The following is a 17,447-nucleotide window of genomic DNA, read 5'->3' on the forward strand; positions in this document are numbered from 1 at the left end:
TGTCCCTATGCCTGAATCCGCCGCGCCCGACATTGTCCTTGCCTCCGTCCGGCAGCCCGGGGAGACGGGCTCTTCAGACATTCACATCGCCCGGGGCATTGTCACCCGGATAACAGCGGCGGAGGAGCGGCCCGACGGCGCCCGCGATCTTGCCGGTGTCCGCGTTGTTGACTTAGCCGGCCGTTACGTCATCCCGGGCCTGTGGGACGAGCACGTGCACATGACGCAGTGGGCCATGGCCGCCAACCGGATCGACGTATCGCGCGCCGCATCGGCGGGTGACGCCGTCGACGTCGTTCGGTCGAGTATCCCCGCCATCCGCGGCAACGGCCGTACGGACACGGACGACGCCGGGACTGTCCCGACGCTGGTGGGCGTCGGCTTCCGCGACGCCATCTGGGCGGACGAGCCCAGCCTGGCGATGCTCGACGCCGCGACCCAGGGGGCGCCCGTGGCCTTGATCAGCCATGATCTCCATTGCGTCTGGCTGAACAGTGCCGCCGCCGTGCGCCACGGGGTGTCGGTGGACGGCTCCGGGCTGCTGCGGGAGGAGCCGGCGTTCGTCCTGACCCGTGAGCTGGGCCGCCTGCCGGATGCAGTGGTTGACGCCTGGGTCGATGAGGCCGCACGAAAGGCCGCCGCCCGCGGCGTGGTGGGGATCGTGGACTTTGAAATGACCTGGAACCGCGAGGTGTGGCTCCGGCGTGTCGGCGGCGGCTTTGGGTCCCTTCGCGTCGAAGCGGGCGTCTACCCGGAGCACCTGGAGCGTGCGCGGCGGGAGGCCATGCGCACGGGGCAGGACATTCCGGGAGGGAACGGCCTGCTCCGCGTGGGCCCGCTCAAGGTGCTGATCGACGGCTCGCTTAACACCCGGACCGCCTACTGCGTGGACCCTTATCCGCACGGCGGGCGGGGCCTGCTCACCGTGAGCGAAACGGAACTGGTGGAGCTGCTGGTCCGGGCCAGGGAAGCCGGCTTCGTGCCCGCAGTCCATGCGATCGGTGACGCCGCGAACCAGGTGGCGCTGAACGCCTTCGAGGCGGCGGGCATTGCGGGGCGGATCGAACATGCCCAGTTTGTCCGGCAGGAGGACTTCGCCCGTTTTGGCCGGCTGGGCCTGGTTGCGAGCGTCCAGCCGGCCCATGCCCTCGACGACCGTGACGCCGCGGACGCCAACTGGGGCGACCGCACCGACCGGGCGTTCCCGCTGCGGTCGCTGCTGGCGGCCGGGGCCACGCTGGCCTTCGGTTCGGACGCTCCGGTGGCGCCCCTGGACCCGTGGACCGCAATGTCGGCCGCCGCCACCCGGTCCGCACTGGACGGACGTGGACCGTGGCACCCGGAGCAAGCCATCACCCGGGAGGAGGCCCTGGCTGCGTCCTCCCGGGGCCGGCGCCGGATCCAGGTGGGAGATCCGGCGGACATCGCGGTGCTCGACGACGACCCGCTCCGCGTATCGGACGAGGTGTTCGCGTCCATGCCGGTAGCGGCAACCCTCGTCGCAGGCAGGTTCACCTACGGCGGAGGCTCGGTTTAGCGCAGCTCCGCTTCCGACTCCCTGATCCGGGCGAACTCCTCCTCCGGCGCGCCTGCCACCAGGTGGTGGCGGCTGTGGAAGGCAAAATAGAGCAGCCCGACGACGAAGATGCCGGCCGTAATTGCCGCGGCCTGGATGTCCACGAAGAAGGTGGCAACCACCGCGATGACTGCAAGAACAAGTCCGACGCCGGTGGTCACCACCCCGCCGGGCGTCCGGTACGGGCGGTGCAGCTCCGGTTCACGCCTGCGCAACACGATGTGTGAGAGGTTGAGCAGCACATAGGACACGGCTGCTCCAAAGACGGCGATGTTGATGAGTTTGTCGCCGTCGCCCACTGCGGCGGCCAGGATGAAGCCGACGATCCCGGGGACGATCAGCGCCCAGGTGGGGGTCTTCCTCGAGTTGGTGCGGCTGAGCCAGGTGGGCAGATAGCCGGCACGGGACAGCGCGAAGAGCTGGCGGGAATAGGCGTAGACGATGGAGAAGAAGCTGGCCACCAGCCCGGCGAGGCCCGCGTAGTTCACGAAGACAGCCAGGCCTTCATTGCCGACGGCCCGCAGCGCATCGGGCAGCGGGCTGGCGGACGTGCTCATCAGCGCGCTGCCGGCGCCGCCCGGTGCCAGGACAAGGACTGCCAGTCCGGTGAACGCCAGAACGGACATGGCCACGATGATGGCGCGCGGCATGTCCCGTTGCGGGTTTTCCGCCTCTTCGGCGGCCAGCGGAACACCCTCCACGGCAAGGAAGAACCAGATGGCGAAGACCAGCGCGCCGATGATGCCGCCGAAACCGTTGGGCAGGAACGCGCTGGCACCGGCCGCATCACTCACGGGGATGTCGAACAGCTTGGTGGCGTCGAAGTGCGGCACCATTCCGACGACGAACGCGATGAGCGCCACCACCGCGATGCCCGTGATGGCGAACATCGCCTTGAGCGCCTCGCCGACGCCGATGAGGTGGATACCGATGAACAGCGCGAAGCAGACGAGGTACACCGGCCAGCCGTCCGTGATGCCGAACAGGCCAAGGCTCTCCACATAGCCGCCGATGAAGACGGCGATCGCGGCCGGAGCTATCGAGTACTCGATGAGGATGGCGAGCCCGGTGGCGAAACCACCCAGCCGGCCCAGTGCGCGGCGGGCGAAGCCGTAGCCGGCGCCTGCCACCGGAAGTGCGGAAGACATTTCGGCAAGGCCGAAGACCATGCAGGCGTACATCACGCCCATCAGGACGAAGGCGATCAGCAGGCCGCCCCAGCCGCCGGCTTCCAGGCCGAAGTTCCAGCCGGAGAAATCGCCGGAAATCACGTACGAGATGCCAAGGCCGGCCAGGAGGAGCCAGCCGGCGGCACCCCGCCTGAGGGTCCGCTGTTCAAAATAGGCTTTGTCGACGGCGCGCTGTTCAGCGGCCGGAAGGGTTTCAGTCATGGAAGCCTCCGGTAAACGTGGGCGTGAAATTTGGGTGTGCAGGGAAGAGCCGGGGCGGGCCCGGTTGCAGAGCGGGGAACTAAGCGAAGACTCAGCCGAGAGCCGGGCTTAGTCGAAGAGCCAGGTGGGCGATGCCAGGTAGCGCTCGGCGACGGCCACGGTGCCGGGGATCTGGGCGTCCCAGAGTTCGGCCGGCAGCGCGTCGGCGCGGTGGGTGGTGGTCCAGCCGAGCATGGTCAGGCGCCGGATCATGCTGAGCGCGGCGGCGTGGGCCAGGTCCGTGTCGGTGAGCGGGCGGACGGTCCGGTAGCCTGCAACCCAGCTCTTGGCGATGTCCGGCGCGTAGGGCTCGTGCTCGATGAAGGACAGCGCAGACGCGAAGTCGTACAGCAGCCAGGAGAAGCCGCAGTCGTCGAAGTCGATCACGGTGAGGGCGCCGCCGTCGATCATGATGTTGGACGGGCGCAGGTCCGCATGCACCAGGCCCCAGCTGTCACCGGAGACGGGAAGGCCGTCCAGGGCCGTGACTGCTGCGAATTCGGCACGGCCCAGCACGGCCGCCTGTTCGGGCGTGAGGTCTGCGCGACGCCAGTCCCCCCACCTGCTCGTTTCACCAAGCATGTCGCTCAGCTGCCAGGAAAAACGGGTGAAATCGGCCGGCAGCGGCCAGCGCCTGACCTGCTGGTGCAGGCGCGCCGTCGTGGCGCCGATTTCCGCATAGTAGGGCCGCGGATCGGCGAAGTCCTCCAGGATGTCCCCGGCGACGAACGCAAACGCTACGCAGTGCCATTCGGACCCGCCCGGATCCGTGAAGGTATGCAGGAGGGAACCGCTGGCGGTGGGCACGACGTCGGGAACGCGCACTTCCGCTTCTTCCGCCAGACGCCGGACCCAGGTGAGCTCGCCGGCGATCTGGCGGGCATCCCCCACATGGCCGGGACGGTGCACGCGCAGAACGGACACGGGAACGCCGTCGACCTCGATCCGGAACGTAGCGTTCTCCGAGACGGCAATCAAAGTGATCACGGTCCGGTCCGGGATCAGGCCCCAGGCGGACATGACGGCGGTGCCGATCCATTCAGGGGCAGGTTCCCCGCGGCGCAGGCCGTTGAAGACGGCGAGTGGGGAAGTGTCTGTCATGGTGTTCATGGATGCTCCTCGGAGGCGAGGAGGGTTGGGCTCCAGTAGCGAGTATTGCACGGCAGAACCGGCGGAACCGTGCCGATCCGGAGGAATTTACCGCCTCGAAACAAAGCCGCGACTCGGAAACAAACCGTTCAATTTGCGGCCGCTTTTAGTAACGCCGGCTTAATTTGCGGGAGGTTTTCGGCGGCGCCGCCCAAACATACTGGAAGGACAGAAATTCGATTCGAGGGTTGGGCCCGCACGGACGAAACTGCACGCACCGATCAGCAAGGAACCAGCCATGGTCATCCGTTCCACCATTATGGACACCAACAGCTTCCGCACGGACGACGCCGCCGGCCTCGACCCCGAGACGCGGCTGCTGACCGAGCGCCGGGACACGGTCCTCGGCGCCTCCTACCGGCTCTTCTACCGCAACCCAGTGCACCTGGTCCGCGGCGAAGGGCAGTACCTGTGGGACGCGGCCGGCCGGAAATACCTCGACGCCTACAACAACGTGGCCAGCCTGGGCCACTGCCATCCGGCCGTCACGGCAGCCGTGACCGCGCAGATGCAGCAGCTGAACACGCACACCCGGTACCTGCACGAACGCATCCTGGATTACACGGACGATCTCCTCTCCACCATGCCTGCCGAGCTCGACAAGGCCATGTACATGTGCACCGGATCCGAAGCGAACGACCTCGCCATCCGCGTGGCCAAGGCGTACAGCGGCGGCGAGGGCATCATCGCCACCACGGAGGCGTACCACGGCACATCCGAGCTGACCTCGGGAGTGTCGCCTGCGCTGGGAACCGGGCAGCCGCTCGCACCCACCGCGCGCCTTGTTGCCGCGCCGGATGCTTACCGCCTGGGTGCCGAGGCCGGTTCGGACGCCGCGGAACTCGGTACGTGGTTCGCCAACAAGATCCGCGCTGCGATCGCGGACATGGAGTCGAACGGCATCCGTTTCGCCGGCTTCATTGCCGACTCGATTTTCTCGTCCGACGGCGTCCTGCCGGGCCCCGCCGGTTACCTTCGCGAAGCAGCCGACGTCATCCACCGCGCCGGCGGCATCATCATTGCGGACGAGGTGCAGCCCGGTTTCGGGCGGACCGGCGAGGCGTTCTGGGGATTCCAGCGCCACGGAATAGTTCCCGACGTCGTCACACTCGGCAAGCCGATGGGGAACGGGATTCCCGTCTCCGGGCTGGTGGCCAAAGCTGACGTTCTAGCGTCGTTCAGCGACACGATTCCTTACTTCAACACGTTCGGCGGCAATCCGGTGTCCATGGCAGCCGCCCAGGCTGTACTCTCCACCATCCGGTCAGAAGGCCTGCAGGAACACAGCCGGGTGGTCGGAGCGCACTTGCTTTCGGCACTTGCCGGTTTGGCGGACACCCACGAGTCCGTGGGGGATGTCCGGGGCGCCGGTCTGTTCATCGGCTTCGAGCTGGTCAAGGACCGCAATACCCGTGAACCGGACCGCGAACTCGCGCTGGCCGTGCTTGAACAGCTGCGGGAACGCGGTGTGCTGACGTCCGTTGCAGGGCCGCACGGGAATGTTTTGAAGCTGCGCCCGCCGCTGGCCTTTCAGCCCATGGACATCGACTGGCTGGTGGGGGCCCTTGACGAGTCGCTGACTGCACTCGGCGCCTAGTTTGTATACTTTGGGACGATGGCAATGGGCGCGGGCGAAGAGCCGGACAAAATGACGGCCGCTGATGCCGCCCACGCGGCACTGACCCGGTTCGCGCGGGCGGAGATGTTTCGCCCGGGCGAACTGATGGGCAGTGAACGCGCACTGGCCGAGCGGCTCGGCATCGGCCGGGCTGTCCTCCGTCAGGCGATCGACCGGATGGAGGCCGAGGGCACCGTCCGGCGGGTTCTGGGGCGTTCGGGCGGCGTGTTCTTCAACGACGGCCGGATCCAGCGGCACCTGAACACCGTGGAGGGCGTTCCCCAAATGGTGCTCCACCAGGGCCGCTCCATTTCCACCACCGTGGTGCGCGCCGAGATGGGCCTGCCGCAGCCTGACGAGCGGCGGAACCTGCACCTGAACGGCGGGGATGCGGTCCTGCGCATCCGGAGACTGCGGCTGGTGGACGGGACCTCGTGGTCACTGGATCTGTCAGTGCTGCCGGCCGCCCGCTTCCCGGGACTGTTCACGCATCCGTTGACGGGCTCGCTGTACCACTTGCTGACCACCGAGTACGGGCTGGAACTGGACCGTGCCGACGAGACGGTGGAAGCCGTGCCCGCCACGGACGAGCAGGCCAGTGTGCTGGACGTGCCGCCCGGATCGGCGTTGCTGGAAATCCGCCGGGTTGCCTGGGACGTACATGGAACTCCTGTGGAGTTCGCGCAAGACTTCTTCCGCGCTGACCGGACTCGCGTTCACATGCAGAAGTACGGAACCAACTGGAAGCGGACAGTCCGGCTGGAACGCGGCTGAACAGCGCGAACGGACACGTACGGACCCAAAGCCGCCGGCCGCCGTCGTGCACCACAACCCTCACAGACACTTACGGCCCTGGTTGCTAGCCCTTGACCCGGGCCTGGACCAGGTTGGCGAACGGGAGGCGGCCGTACGCCCCACGGAAGTCGGCGTGATACTTGGCCTCAGCCTGGTTCAACCCGCCTGCGGGTAGCTCTTTCCAGGCGAGGAGCAGGGAATCGGTGTTCGCGAGCTGCCAGATGAGCCGTCCGTCCCAATGCCCCGGGGGTTTGCCGTTGCCGAAGTCCAGGAATTCCTGGATCTGCCGGCGCAGCCCGCGGTTGCCCTTGCTGCCGGGTCCTGCCTTTCCGACGTAGAGGACCTCCGCGCCGTCCACCCATTCGGCAGCGAGCTTGTCAGCGGAAAGCGAGGGGTCCTTTTTCTTAAACACCCCGGCCGTGCTCCTGGCCAGGAACTGCACCTGGAAACCTTCGGGCTGGAGAACGGCGAAGATCCCCGGCGCCTGCGGAATCCGGTTGATCTCAACGTCCGCGAAGGTCCTGAAGCCCGCAAAGCCGCCTTCCCGGAGCGCCCGTTTGTCGACCTGCATGATTGGGTCCTTGGCTCGTGAACACGTGGAACGGCGGCGGCCGCCAAGGAAACTCTAGCCGGACAGCTGCATCAAAGTTATAGTAAGCATACTGATTACTTGACGGATCACCGCCGTCGTCAGTCGATGCACAACCCGTCCTAGTCAAAGGAGACACCATGAGCACGAAGGTCGAGAAACGCATTCTGGTCAACGTCCCGACAAGCACGGCGTACAACCAGTGGACCCAGTTCGAGGAATTTCCGCACTTCATGGGTGGCGTCAAGAGTGTGACGCAACTGAGCGACGACCGCCTTGAATGGGTGGCCGAAATCGCGGGCGTCCGCCGGAAGTGGGAGGCGAAGATCCTGGAGCAGGTTCCGGACCGCAAGGTCGCCTGGGCCGCGACCGAAGGCGCAACCAACGCAGGGACCGTAACCTTCGAAGACGTGGGAGGGGGCCAGACGTCGGTGCAGCTCTCACTCGAATACGAACCGGAAGGAATCGTAGAAACCATCGGAGACAAACTTCACGTCGTTGACCGCCAGGTGGACGCGGACCTGAAGAGGTTCAAGGAGTTCATCGAGGACGAAGGCTACGCAAGCGGCGCGTGGCGCGGGACCGTCAACGAGGGCCTTTCACCGGCGACTCCCGGGGTGGACGCCGCAGCGGCATCACGCGGCGATTCCGGCAAGGCCGGCGTCTCCGGAAAGGTGGCGGCGGGAGTCGGGGTTGCCGCTGCGGCCGCAGCCGGCGTGGCCGCGAGCATGCGGGACAAGGACACGGAACGGGTCCACGACACCACGGCACCGGTTTCCGGGAATCCTGTCTCAGCCGTTCCGGCCACCGACGCTTCCGGCTACGTGGAGCCGGTGCCAACGGCGGGTGCCACAACCGGCACGGGCTCCGCTTTGAGCGACGAGCGGATCGCCAAGCCGTTCGATCAGACCAACGGGCTGGTGGACTTCGAGGGCGATTCGGACGAAACAGCCGACAGTGACACGCGAAGTGCGGCTGAGCGCCGGGACGAGGAAAAGCGCGACGGCGGCCTGCCGCCTGCGGCAGGGAACCTCGGCCAGCACTAGGAGTCATCCCACCAGGGGCGAGCACAAGGGGCGTCGCCTCCCGTCCGGAACGGGAGGCGACGCCCCTTGCCTATTCCTTTCAGCGAGTAGCGTTAAATGTCGGTGGTCGCGGGGAAACTTAATGCATGGACGGCGGTCAGGGACCTGAGCGGGTCTCGAATGCAACGGTCGGTGTGTCGGTCAGGGAAATGATCCGCACACTGGCTGACACGCGGCCGGCCGCGGACAGCGCAGGGATGATTGACCAGCTCCGTGAACTTGAAGACCTGAAGTCCGCTGCCGCGGCGCGGCAGGCCCGGATCGCGGTTGCCTTCGACTTAAAGCAGCGCAGTGAGCAGGCCCGCGCCGGCATGCCCGCCGAAGAGCTCGGCACCGGCGCCGCAGCGCAGATCGCCCTCGCCCGGCGCGAATCACCGGCCAGAGGCAGCCGGATCCTAGGCCTGGCGAAGGCCTTGGTCACAGAGATGCCACATACCCTCGCCGGCTTGGAGTCGGGCCAGCTTAATGAATGGCGCGCCACACTGTTGGTGCGTGAGACTGCCTGCCTCTCCCCGGCCGACCGCAGTGCCGTTGACGAAGAGTTGGCGTCCGACGTCGGGACGTTCAGTGGAGCAGGCGACCGTGCGGTGATTGCCGCGGCACGGTCCGCCGCCTATCGGCGCGATCCGAGGTCCGTTGCGGACCGCGCGAGCCACGCCGCCGCCGAGCGCCACGTCAGTCTTCGGCCGGCGCCTGACACCATGTGCTACGTGACGGCGTTCCTCCCGGTCGCCGAGGGTGTGGCCGTCCACGCAGCCCTCACCAGGCACGCCGACACGTTAGGCTCCGACGGCGACAGACGCTCCCGCGGCCAGCTCATGGCCGATGCTCTGGTTGAACGCGTCACGGGAACGGAAGGCGGAATCAGCGGGGTCGAGATCCAGCTCGTGATGACCGACCGCACGCTGTTCCAGGGAGCCAGCGAACCCGCCCGGCTTCCGGGCTACGGCATTGTCCCCGCTGGCTGGGCCCGGGAGATCGCTGTCCAGGGCCATCTCGTGGCCATGGACTCGAGGGCAAGGCTCTTTCCGCCCGGATTGGGCCGCTTCATCCGGGTCCGCGACCATACCTGCCGAACGCCCTATTGCGACGCTCCGATCCGGCATCTGGATCACGTGCTGCCGTGGCACAGCGGCGGAACCACCACGCAAGGCAACGGCGCCGGACTCTGTGAGGCCTGCAACCACACCAAGGGAGTTCCCGGCTGGCGGGCCCGCCCCGGGACCGGGCCCCGGCATACAGTCCAGCTGACAACGCCAACGGGGCATAGCTACCAGTCCACAGCTCCGCCGTTGCCGGGACATTCGCCTCCCGATCAAGCAGCATCCCGTCACCGTCGGGAACTCCGGCACCGGGCCAAGGCGCTCAAGCGCGTCAAGCTTAGATCCGTGGCCGCATAGCTCCGCGGCTGGAGAGGGCGCTGGTCTATAGAGGGCAGTGGCCTCAATGCTGACGCGCGAATGAACGGGCAAGGACGCCCTTAAACACGAAAGACCTGCAGGTACCTTCGCGATCTCGCTAAGAGACGGCCCGGACATTTGCATGTCCCGAACGGCCCGCGTTATCTGAACGGTTACCTGCAGGCGCTTTAAGCGTACGCCTATTCGTGCCGTCAGAAAATAGGTCGTGAGACTCTTGCCGCTGGGCCCCACCACGATGCCGGGAACCCCGGATTTGGAATCCGCCGAACACCAACCCCGGCCAAAAGCGTAGAGTGGAACCAGACGCCTGATTCTGGACGCCGTGTGCTGAGGGAGAAATCGTGACGATTGACTGGGACGAAAAAAAGGCCCTGCTGCAGGAACCGAACATCGCAGCTGTAACCCAGCTTTGCGACGAACTGATGGAAAAGAAGCCGGGCTCAATAGTCCCGTATATCGATCCCGTTCACGACGAAGACGAATGCAGGATCGTCAGCCTCCACGTCAGTCCCGGCAAGGGCACCGAATCGGGTTTTGTTTCGCACTTCAACGACGACGAAGCAGCCCGGCGGGCCACCTCAATCTACGAAATCGTGGAACTCGACCCCCGCTACGTCATGCCGTGGAACGCCTACCCCTGGGTGCGCGACCCCGATCTCCCCTCAGCCCTCAACGTCCAGGAGAAGACGGACGGCTTGCGGCCCTTCCGCCAGTTCCTGAAGATCAACAGGCGCGTCTCGGCCATCATCGCCCACGGCACGGATGCCCAGACCTTCCTGACCCTCTTCGAAAAGACGTACCATCAGTCCCTGAAAAACTCCGGGATCAAGATCTACAAGGCAAGCGCCCTCGGCGGACGGGCCTTCGCAGTATCCGCCAACAAGCAGGAAGAACTGCTGAGCAAGAGCGTCGAGATCTACCGGGACGCGATGCAGCGGGCCGGGATCCAGCACCTCTAGGCACACTTTCCCTACCCTTCCAGCAACCTGCGCCGGTGCTTGAGCTCCTTGAGCCACGACCTGGTGACCGTCGCCGAAAACGGCGAGGCGCCGTCGTCGTTCGTTGACACAAAAGCGGTGCCTGACTCCAGGTCGGCCACCAGCGGACCCGACGCCTTGAGGCCGAGCTCCAGCACCTGGACGGCGGCGCGCTCTGCCAGCCCCAGGCCGGTTGCCCAGCCCAGGAAATGCTTCCGCGAGATCCCCGTGCGTTTGCCGCCCAGCGTAAGGGCGAGCGTTTTATCCCCGTAAACCACTGTGGAGGGGATGTCGTAGACGGGGGCGATGGACCACTCCCCCGACGGCTGCTGCACCATCGACACGTTCTTCGCATGGAGATCGCCGTTCCCGCTCAGCCACGCAAAAGCCGCCTGGATGGCCAGGTTCCGCAACGCCGGCAGCGGCGCTGAACAATACTCCGCCAGGGCGTGGCACACCTGCCCGTACCCCACGTTGTACTTGTCCGCGGGATACAGCCCCAGCACCTGCGCACCATCCTCGACGGCCAGCCGCTGCACCGCGCCGTGCGCGCCGCCCGCCAGGGGGATCCGGTCGAACCGCTCCACCAACAGCCCCGGCCGGCCCCCGACGTCCCGGATCAGCCGCACTTTGCTCAGCGGTATCCGCAGCTTGGCGGCGTAGCGGAACATCACCAGTTCGTTCTCCACCACGTGCGGGAACTCGGGCGCATTGAGCTTGAGGATGTAGCGCCGCCCGGCGCTGGCCACGGGCATGGAGATCATCCCGGCGGACAGTTTGTCCTGCACTCCGGCAAGCGCCACGGGGTCGATCAGTCCGGAATCGCCCAGCAGGGCGTCGAAATCGACCGGCGCCTTGGGGTTCAGTTCGACGGCGTGCTCGTCCGGGTCCAGCGGCTCGCCGTGGCCAACGATCTGCACATCACCCACCGGGTTGGCGCCCGCCGCGATCAGGAGCGATAGTTCGTCGTCAACGCTCGTCTTCACCGAACGCCGAAGCGCGTTCAGCCGCCTGCCCTCCGGCAGCAGCCCGGTGAAGTACGGCGGCGCTGCTCCCGCCGCTGACAGCACGGGCTCAGGGCTCAGCGGCAGCGAACTGGCGACGGCGGGACCTCCCGCCGCGAGGTACGCCTGCAGGTAGCTGAACATGGTGCCGCCGCCGTGCCGTTCTAGGCGGGCGGCCAGTACCCCGGCCTTGTAGACATCGGCGACGCGGTGCCTCATGATTCTGTTTCCTCGCGCGCCGCAAGGCCCTGAACCGGTGCAGGTGCGGACAGCGCCCGGGCGGCCTGGCTGGTTCTGGTGGCAAGGCGAAGCTCGAGGCCCAGGGTTTCCAGCACGGCGGTTAGGGAATCCAGCTGAATACTCTGCTTGCCCTGCTCCACGAACCTGACGAATCTTTCCGAGACTCCGGCCATATCCGCGAGATCCCGCTGAGTCAGGCCCAGGGCTATCCGACGTGAGCGCACCTCTGTTGCCAACGCGGCCGTGAAACTTTCCGTCATGACTACTCCGATAGGTACGATCGTGCCGTTTTCTCCCCAACCAAGAGTCTACGCCGAGTCACGGATAACTATCAGGAGCAGACCGGTACGAACGTGCCGACGGTCGGACGCTCAGATGTGCCGGTACCCGCGGTACTCGGTGACCTCGAGGACGGAGCCGGGTGGAGGAGGCGCGTCCGGGTTCCACGTCGTATTCGAGGTGCCCCGCGTGATGAAGATGCCGAGATGGTCTCCGTCCACAAGGAGCGCGCCGTCCGGTGCCAGCACCCGAAAGCCGCGGATGTTCTCGCCGCTGTTGCTGACGACGAACGACCCGTTATCCGCAGTGATCCGCAGTTCGTGACGAGCGAGTTCCGGTGTGCCGACGGGCCCGGGGCGGAACGGCACGTGGCTGGTGCGAAGGATGTTCTCAGCGAGCACGCGGAAGTCGACAACAAGTGAAGTGAGACTGCCGTCGGCGGCCAAACCCCAGTAGCACGGGTAGGTCCCGTCGCCATATCCGCTCGTGACCATGACCGCATCCACCACCCCGCCGGTGAGGGTGAACATGGCGCCCGGCGTCTCCATGAGCCGCCCTACGTGCTCTTGAAACATCGCCTCGACGCGCTGCGCCTGGCACGCCACCAGCGCGCCAAAGTCGACGAGGGCGACGTTTCCGGCATCGACTCCCACCTCGTGCGTGCCGTCGGTGAACTCGGAGGGGTGCCAGCTAACCTCCGGCGACTCGGAGAGCAGCAGCCTGACCGCGACCGTCACGCCCGCCACCATGGAGACTTCAACAGGATAGGTCCCCGGCGTTACCCGTCGCGTCAAGGGGACGATGTGTGCGTCAACGGACCCGAAGTCCACAATCGTCAGCACCCCGGAGGCGCAGGTGAGCTCGCCAAGATGGCGGACCTCGAGCGGCGCTGGTTTGCCAAACGGCGCGACCAACCGGCCCGCTGTAAACAATCCCGGCACGTCGAGCACCAGCTGCGACGGCAGGTCGGGCAAGGCGGCGTCGGGTGTTGCGCCCTGCATGAGCGCCTCGGCCCGGACCGGATCTATCAGGGGTGCGCTGGGCGGGTCGAGGAAGGTCGAAAGTTGGGAGATCCGCCAGCGGTCGTCGCTGCGCAACAGCCGGTATTCGTAGTAGAAGGCGGCGCTCCCGGCCGCCTGGATTACCGAGCGGACCGTCGCCGTATCCTCGTCGACCTCGATCTGGGTGATCTGCTCGGCGGCCGGGTCGTGCGCAGGACTGGAAGACAGCGCACCTTCCTGGCCGGTGCGGACTCCGGGGGTGCAATGGGTCGCGACCAGTTCCTCCAGCTCGGCTGCCCAAGCCTGGAAGGCGCCAAGGTCGAACGCGGCCATGCCCGGCATCTTGCCAGACCGCTCCCACCTCGTGTGAAAATCTGAAACGAATGCCTCGATCCTGCCGCGGACCTCGTTCTGACTCATGCCACGCACCTTTCCGCCGTCTCCACGCTAAAAAAGCGGCGCCGTATTCTTCTCCACGAGGGCGGGATTCCCCACGGATTCCCGCTTTCTCTTGAGGAAACCGGCCCGCTGATACCGCTGCGCCATGATGAATCCTGCCGGCGTACCGTGCTCGTAGGACTCAACAAAAACGGCCTCCTGCCGCCCCTCCGAAGTTGTCATGAACCCATCCCAGGCAACGGCGGCGCGATCCGGCGCCGGCTCGTCCCTGACGGACTGCCTGGCCGCAGCGACGCCTGCCTCAAGCTGATCCCCCACGAGGTAACGCTGCAGGTTCCGTTGGCCGCCATGCTCCCGGATGACAAACGGCACCAGATCTGCGCCCGACGAGACTACCGAATCGATCGCGTGGTCCAGCGCCATGAAAGCGAGCCTGACGAGTTCCTCCGAGTATTCATCCATGGGAGGAGACTAACCAGCGACCCTTGGATAAGGAAGACCTTGGCCGGGAGGCGCACCGGTGCATCCCCTGACGCGCCCTTCACAATTGACACCCCGTGTGACCCGTGCCATATTTTAACCGTGAACCTGTCAGACAGCCGGACAGCAGGACAGCCCGGAACCCAGCCCCTCGCCCGCCTCAGCGCGGCCGAAGCCGTCTTCAACGTCCTCCGCGCGGAAATCGAATCCGGCAAGCTTGAGGTCGGCACCAAGCTGAGCTCCGAAGCCACCCTCAGCCAGCAGTACGGGGTGAGCCGCTCCGTGGTCCGTGAGGCTCTGCGCTCCTGCAACGCCCTCGGCCTCACCACAACCAAGACCGGCCGCGGCACATTCGTGGTGGCCAGCCGGGTTGCCAAGGACCTGGTGCTCGGGCAGTACTCCGCCCTGGACCTCACCGAGGCCCGCCCCCACATTGAAGTCCCCGCCGCCGGCCTCGCCGCTCAACGGCGTACTGCCGAGGAACTTGACGGGCTGCGGGATATCGTGGCCGCCATGGCCGCCGAGGACGACCCCGAAGCCTGGGTGGCCCTCGACTCCAGCTTCCACGCAGCAATCGCCCGCGCCAGCCACAACAAGGTGTTCGAAAACGTCGTTTCCGACATCCGCGACGCCCTGGCGCACCAGTCAGAAACCCTCAACATGGTGGCCGACCGCCAACACGCCTCGGACCAGGAACACCAGCGGATCCTGGCCGCCATCGAATCCGGCAACGCCGCCGAGGCCAGCGCCGCCATGCAGGAGCACCTACAGGCCGTGGGTGCAGCCCTCGACTCCATCCTCAACCAGTAGCCGCACCAATCACCCATCACGCAACCGACGCCGCACCACCGATCCCAAGGACTCCATGCTCTCCCCTGCCTTGCCCGCCCACGCCCACGCTCCAGCACAGGAACAGGATCTTGCGGCCCTGCCGCAGCACACACCGTTGGCCGTGCAGACCCGCGACGGGCTCGTGGAAAGCATCCACTACGGCTCGGTGATCGCCACCGCCCGGGATGAAACAGTCGACGGCGGCCTCCGCACGCTGCTTTCGGCGGGCGACCCGCTGGCCCCCTTCTACCCGCGCTCGTCCCTCAAACCGCTACAGGCCGTCGCCATGGTCAGCGCCGGCCTTGACCTGCCCGCCGACCTCCTTGCCCTCACCGCCGCCAGCCACTCCGGAGCAGCCATCCACCGCGACGGCGCCCTGCGTATCCTCGAGATGCACGGGTTGACGGCTGACGCCCTGGAGAACAGCACCGACCTCCCGTACGGCCCGGACGAACGCGAAGAATGGCTCCGCGCCGGCGGAACCGCCACGAAAATCACCCAGAACTGCTCCGGCAAACACGCCGCCATGGCCGCCACCTGCGTGATCAACGGCTGGCCGGTCCGCGGCTACCTTGATCCGGGGCACCCCCTGCAGCAACTGGTGGCCGCCACCGTCCGGGACCTCACCGGCGAACAGCCCCAGCGCACCAGCACTGACGGCTGCGGCACTCCGCTCTACGCCCTCACCCTCCGCGGCATGGCCCGGGCCTTCGGCCGCCTCGCCGCGGCGGTGGTGACCGATCCCGGAAGTCCGGAAGCCGCCGTCGGACGTTCCATGATGCAGCACCCCGACAAGGTGGCAGGCGAGGGCCGCGACGTCACCGAACTGATGCGCCTGCTCCCCGGAGCGGTAGCCAAGGACGGATTCGAAGGCGTCCAGCTCGTCGGGCTGCCGGACGGCAGCGCCGTGGCCGTGAAGATTTCCGACGGCGGCGACCGCGCCCGTATGCCGGTCACTGTCCGCGCGCTGGAAGCGCTCGACGTCGACACCGCACCCCTGGCGGGCATCGCCACCTCGGCTGTCCTGGGCGGCGGCCGACCCGTAGGAACGCTGACCGCCACCCACTTCGTCCCGGCAACGTAGCCGCGGCCTCACCAATCCATCTCCCCAGCCCCCCTCCCGAGGATATTCATGACCGAAACTGCATCCCCCGCCGCCGTCCGCTCGGAGCACGACCTGCTGGGTGACCGCGATGTCCCCGCTTCCGCGTACTGGGGCGTCCATACGCTCCGGGCCGTGGAGAACTTCCCCATCAGCGGCCAGCCGCTCTCCTCCAACATGTACCTGGTCCGCGGCCTCGCCGCCGTGAAGCTCGCAGCCGCCCGCACCAACCGCGAACTGGGCCTGCTCGACGCCGAACGCGCCGACGCCATCGAGGCCGCCTGCACCGACGTCCTGAACGGCAAACTCAGCGACCAGTTCGTCGTCGACGTCATCCAGGGCGGCGCCGGGACATCCTCGAACATGAACGCCAACGAAGTCATCGCCAACCGCGCCCTGGAAATCCTCGGACACCCCAAAGGTGACTACGCCCGGCTGCACCCGAACGACCACGTCAACCTCTCCCAGTCCACGAACGACGTCTACCCCACCGCCGTGAAACTCGGCACCATCTTCGCCGCCCGCGAACTGCTCGCAGCCCTGGCAGAACTCGAAGAAGCCTTCGCCGGCAAAGCCGCCGAATTCCGCACCGTGGTGAAAATGGGACGCACCCAGCTCCAGGACGCCGTCCCCATGACCCTCGGCCAGGAATTCGGGACCTACGCCGTCACCATCGGCGAGGACCGGCTCCGCCTGGCCGAAGCGGACCTGCTGATCCACGAAATCAACCTCGGCGCCACCGCCATCGGCACCGGCCTGAACGCCCCGGCCGGCTACGCCGAAACAGCCTGCCGGCACCTGGCCGACATCACCGGCCTGCCCCTGGTCACCGCCGTGGACCTCATCGAAGCCACCCAGGACGTCGGCGCCTTCGTGCACCTCTCCGGCGTCCTCAAACGCGTGGCCGTGAAACTCTCCAAAATCTGCAACGACCTGCGCCTGCTCTCCTCCGGCCCCCGCGCCGGCCTCGGCGAAATCAACCTCCCCGCAGTGCAGTCCGGCTCCTCCATCATGCCCGGCAAAATCAACCCGGTGATCCCGGAAGTGGTCTCCCAGGTCGCCTACGAAGTCATCGGCAACGACGTCACCATCACCATGGCCGCCGAAGCCGGGCAACTCCAGCTCAACGCCTTCGAACCCATCATCGTCCACAGCCTCCACAAGAGCATCTCCCACCTCGAAGCCGCCTGCCGCACCCTCACCGCACGCTGCATCCGGGGCATCACCGCCAACACCGAACACCTCCGCCTCACCGTGGAACAATCCATCGGCCTGGTCACCGCGCTGAACCCCCACCTCGGCTACGCCACCGCAACCGCCATCGCCCAGGAAGCCCTCGCCACCGGCAAGGGCGTGGCCGAACTCGTCCTCGAACACCAGCTGCTCACCGCCGAGCAACTGCAAGAACTCCTCAGCCCCCAACGCCTGGCCAACCTCAGCAAGTAACACCCCCACCACCGAAGCACCTCCG

At 66.6% G+C, this 17,447-nt stretch carries 16 protein-coding genes; 9 read left to right on the top strand and 7 right to left on the bottom strand.

What is annotated here, in order from left to right:
• Nucleotides 1-7: 7 nt before the first annotated feature.
• Nucleotides 8-1,537, top strand: a complete 1,530-nt coding sequence (locus Q8Z05_RS06940; RefSeq protein ID WP_305942741.1) for an amidohydrolase — start codon at nt 8-10, stop codon at nt 1,535-1,537.
• Here the strand turns inward: Q8Z05_RS06940 and eat are convergent.
• On the bottom strand, nt 1,534-2,967 hold the full coding sequence (eat, locus tag Q8Z05_RS06945) for an ethanolamine permease (protein WP_305942742.1): 1,434 nt from the start codon (nt 2,965-2,967) through the stop codon (nt 1,534-1,536). The genes Q8Z05_RS06940 and eat overlap by 4 nt on opposite strands.
• A gap of 108 nt (nt 2,968-3,075) precedes the next feature.
• Nucleotides 3,076-4,116 carry a phosphotransferase enzyme family protein gene (locus Q8Z05_RS06950; protein WP_305942743.1) on the bottom strand — a complete coding sequence of 347 codons (1,041 nt, stop codon included), beginning with the start codon at nt 4,114-4,116 and terminating at the stop codon, nt 3,076-3,078.
• A gap of 277 nt (nt 4,117-4,393) precedes the next feature.
• Between Q8Z05_RS06950 and Q8Z05_RS06955 the strand changes: the two genes are divergently transcribed.
• Together Q8Z05_RS06955 and Q8Z05_RS06960 are read left to right on the top strand one after the other, a co-directional pair.
• Nucleotides 4,394-5,752: an aspartate aminotransferase family protein gene (locus Q8Z05_RS06955; RefSeq protein WP_305942744.1), complete on the top strand. Its 1,359-nt coding sequence runs from the start codon at nt 4,394-4,396 to the stop codon at nt 5,750-5,752.
• Between the two features lie 18 nt (nt 5,753-5,770).
• A complete protein-coding gene (locus tag Q8Z05_RS06960; protein ID WP_305942745.1) occupies nt 5,771-6,547 on the top strand; it encodes a GntR family transcriptional regulator in 777 nt (258 codons plus the stop codon).
• A gap of 85 nt (nt 6,548-6,632) precedes the next feature.
• Here Q8Z05_RS06960 and Q8Z05_RS06965 read toward each other — a convergent pair whose 3' ends face one another.
• The gene (locus tag Q8Z05_RS06965; RefSeq protein ID WP_305942746.1) at nt 6,633-7,139 is read right to left on the bottom strand and encodes a hypothetical protein; all 507 of its coding nucleotides are present in this window, start codon (nt 7,137-7,139) and stop codon (nt 6,633-6,635) included.
• Between the two features lie 158 nt (nt 7,140-7,297).
• Between Q8Z05_RS06965 and Q8Z05_RS06970 the strand changes: the two genes are divergently transcribed.
• From Q8Z05_RS06970 to Q8Z05_RS06980, 3 genes are all read left to right on the top strand, one after another.
• Nucleotides 7,298-8,203 carry an SRPBCC family protein gene (locus Q8Z05_RS06970; protein ID WP_305942747.1) on the top strand — a complete coding sequence of 302 codons (906 nt, stop codon included), beginning with the start codon at nt 7,298-7,300 and terminating at the stop codon, nt 8,201-8,203.
• Nucleotides 8,204-8,328: 125 nt separating this feature from the next.
• On the top strand, nt 8,329-9,642 hold the full coding sequence (locus Q8Z05_RS06975) for an HNH endonuclease (RefSeq protein ID WP_371745937.1): 1,314 nt from the start codon (nt 8,329-8,331) through the stop codon (nt 9,640-9,642).
• A gap of 362 nt (nt 9,643-10,004) precedes the next feature.
• Nucleotides 10,005-10,622 (top strand): uracil-DNA glycosylase, encoded by a 618-nt coding sequence (locus Q8Z05_RS06980; RefSeq protein ID WP_011693794.1) that lies wholly within the window; start codon nt 10,005-10,007, stop codon nt 10,620-10,622.
• Between the two features lie 11 nt (nt 10,623-10,633).
• Here Q8Z05_RS06980 and Q8Z05_RS06985 read toward each other — a convergent pair whose 3' ends face one another.
• From Q8Z05_RS06985 to Q8Z05_RS07000, 4 genes are all read right to left on the bottom strand, one after another.
• The gene (locus Q8Z05_RS06985; RefSeq protein ID WP_305942748.1) at nt 10,634-11,863 is read right to left on the bottom strand and encodes a type II toxin-antitoxin system HipA family toxin; all 1,230 of its coding nucleotides are present in this window, start codon (nt 11,861-11,863) and stop codon (nt 10,634-10,636) included.
• On the bottom strand, nt 11,860-12,144 hold the full coding sequence (locus Q8Z05_RS06990; RefSeq protein WP_305942749.1) for a helix-turn-helix transcriptional regulator: 285 nt from the start codon (nt 12,142-12,144) through the stop codon (nt 11,860-11,862). Before Q8Z05_RS06990 ends, Q8Z05_RS06985 begins: the two co-directional genes overlap by 4 nt.
• A gap of 111 nt (nt 12,145-12,255) precedes the next feature.
• Nucleotides 12,256-13,584 carry a DUF4241 domain-containing protein gene (locus Q8Z05_RS06995; protein ID WP_305942750.1) on the bottom strand — a complete coding sequence of 443 codons (1,329 nt, stop codon included), beginning with the start codon at nt 13,582-13,584 and terminating at the stop codon, nt 12,256-12,258.
• A 27-nt stretch (nt 13,585-13,611) separates the two neighbouring features.
• Nucleotides 13,612-14,025, bottom strand: coding sequence for a hypothetical protein (locus Q8Z05_RS07000; RefSeq protein WP_305942751.1), 414 nt, complete (start codon nt 14,023-14,025; stop codon nt 13,612-13,614).
• Nucleotides 14,026-14,145: 120 nt separating this feature from the next.
• On the opposite strand from Q8Z05_RS07000, the gene Q8Z05_RS07005 reads away from it, so the two are divergent.
• The 3 genes from Q8Z05_RS07005 to Q8Z05_RS07015 are packed head-to-tail and all read left to right on the top strand — an operon-like array spanning nt 14,146 to nt 17,422.
• The gene (locus Q8Z05_RS07005; protein WP_305942752.1) at nt 14,146-14,853 is read left to right on the top strand and encodes a FadR/GntR family transcriptional regulator; all 708 of its coding nucleotides are present in this window, start codon (nt 14,146-14,148) and stop codon (nt 14,851-14,853) included.
• A gap of 55 nt (nt 14,854-14,908) precedes the next feature.
• Entirely contained in the window at nt 14,909-15,958 is a 1,050-nt protein-coding gene (locus Q8Z05_RS07010; protein WP_305942753.1) for an asparaginase, read from the top strand.
• A 48-nt stretch (nt 15,959-16,006) separates the two neighbouring features.
• Nucleotides 16,007-17,422: an aspartate ammonia-lyase gene (locus Q8Z05_RS07015; RefSeq protein WP_305942754.1), complete on the top strand. Its 1,416-nt coding sequence runs from the start codon at nt 16,007-16,009 to the stop codon at nt 17,420-17,422.
• Nucleotides 17,423-17,447 lie beyond the last annotated feature (25 nt).

The sequence above is a fragment of the Arthrobacter oryzae genome, assembly GCF_030718995.1.
GTDB lineage: Bacteria > Actinomycetota > Actinomycetes > Actinomycetales > Micrococcaceae > Arthrobacter > Arthrobacter oryzae_C.

Bases quoted from the DNA above. Each gene is read 5' to 3' on its own strand.
- Q8Z05_RS06940 (WP_305942741.1), top strand. From the start codon at position 8: ATGCCTGAATCCGCCGCGCCCGACATTGTCCTTGCCTCCGTCCGGCAG.
- eat (WP_305942742.1), bottom strand. From the start codon at position 2,967: ATGACTGAAACCCTTCCGGCCGCTGAACAGCGCGCCGTCGACAAAGCC.
- Q8Z05_RS06950 (WP_305942743.1), bottom strand. From the start codon at position 4,116: ATGAACACCATGACAGACACTTCCCCACTCGCCGTCTTCAACGGCCTG.
- Q8Z05_RS06955 (WP_305942744.1), top strand. From the start codon at position 4,394: ATGGTCATCCGTTCCACCATTATGGACACCAACAGCTTCCGCACGGAC.
- Q8Z05_RS06960 (WP_305942745.1), top strand. From the start codon at position 5,771: ATGGCAATGGGCGCGGGCGAAGAGCCGGACAAAATGACGGCCGCTGAT.
- Q8Z05_RS06965 (WP_305942746.1), bottom strand. From the start codon at position 7,139: ATGCAGGTCGACAAACGGGCGCTCCGGGAAGGCGGCTTTGCGGGCTTC.
- Q8Z05_RS06970 (WP_305942747.1), top strand. From the start codon at position 7,298: ATGAGCACGAAGGTCGAGAAACGCATTCTGGTCAACGTCCCGACAAGC.
- Q8Z05_RS06975 (WP_371745937.1), top strand. From the start codon at position 8,329: ATGGACGGCGGTCAGGGACCTGAGCGGGTCTCGAATGCAACGGTCGGT.
- Q8Z05_RS06985 (WP_305942748.1), bottom strand. From the start codon at position 11,863: ATGAGGCACCGCGTCGCCGATGTCTACAAGGCCGGGGTACTGGCCGCC.
- Q8Z05_RS06990 (WP_305942749.1), bottom strand. From the start codon at position 12,144: ATGACGGAAAGTTTCACGGCCGCGTTGGCAACAGAGGTGCGCTCACGT.
- Q8Z05_RS06995 (WP_305942750.1), bottom strand. From the start codon at position 13,584: ATGAGTCAGAACGAGGTCCGCGGCAGGATCGAGGCATTCGTTTCAGAT.
- Q8Z05_RS07000 (WP_305942751.1), bottom strand. From the start codon at position 14,025: ATGGATGAATACTCGGAGGAACTCGTCAGGCTCGCTTTCATGGCGCTG.
- Q8Z05_RS07010 (WP_305942753.1), top strand. From the start codon at position 14,909: ATGCTCTCCCCTGCCTTGCCCGCCCACGCCCACGCTCCAGCACAGGAA.
- Q8Z05_RS07015 (WP_305942754.1), top strand. From the start codon at position 16,007: ATGACCGAAACTGCATCCCCCGCCGCCGTCCGCTCGGAGCACGACCTG.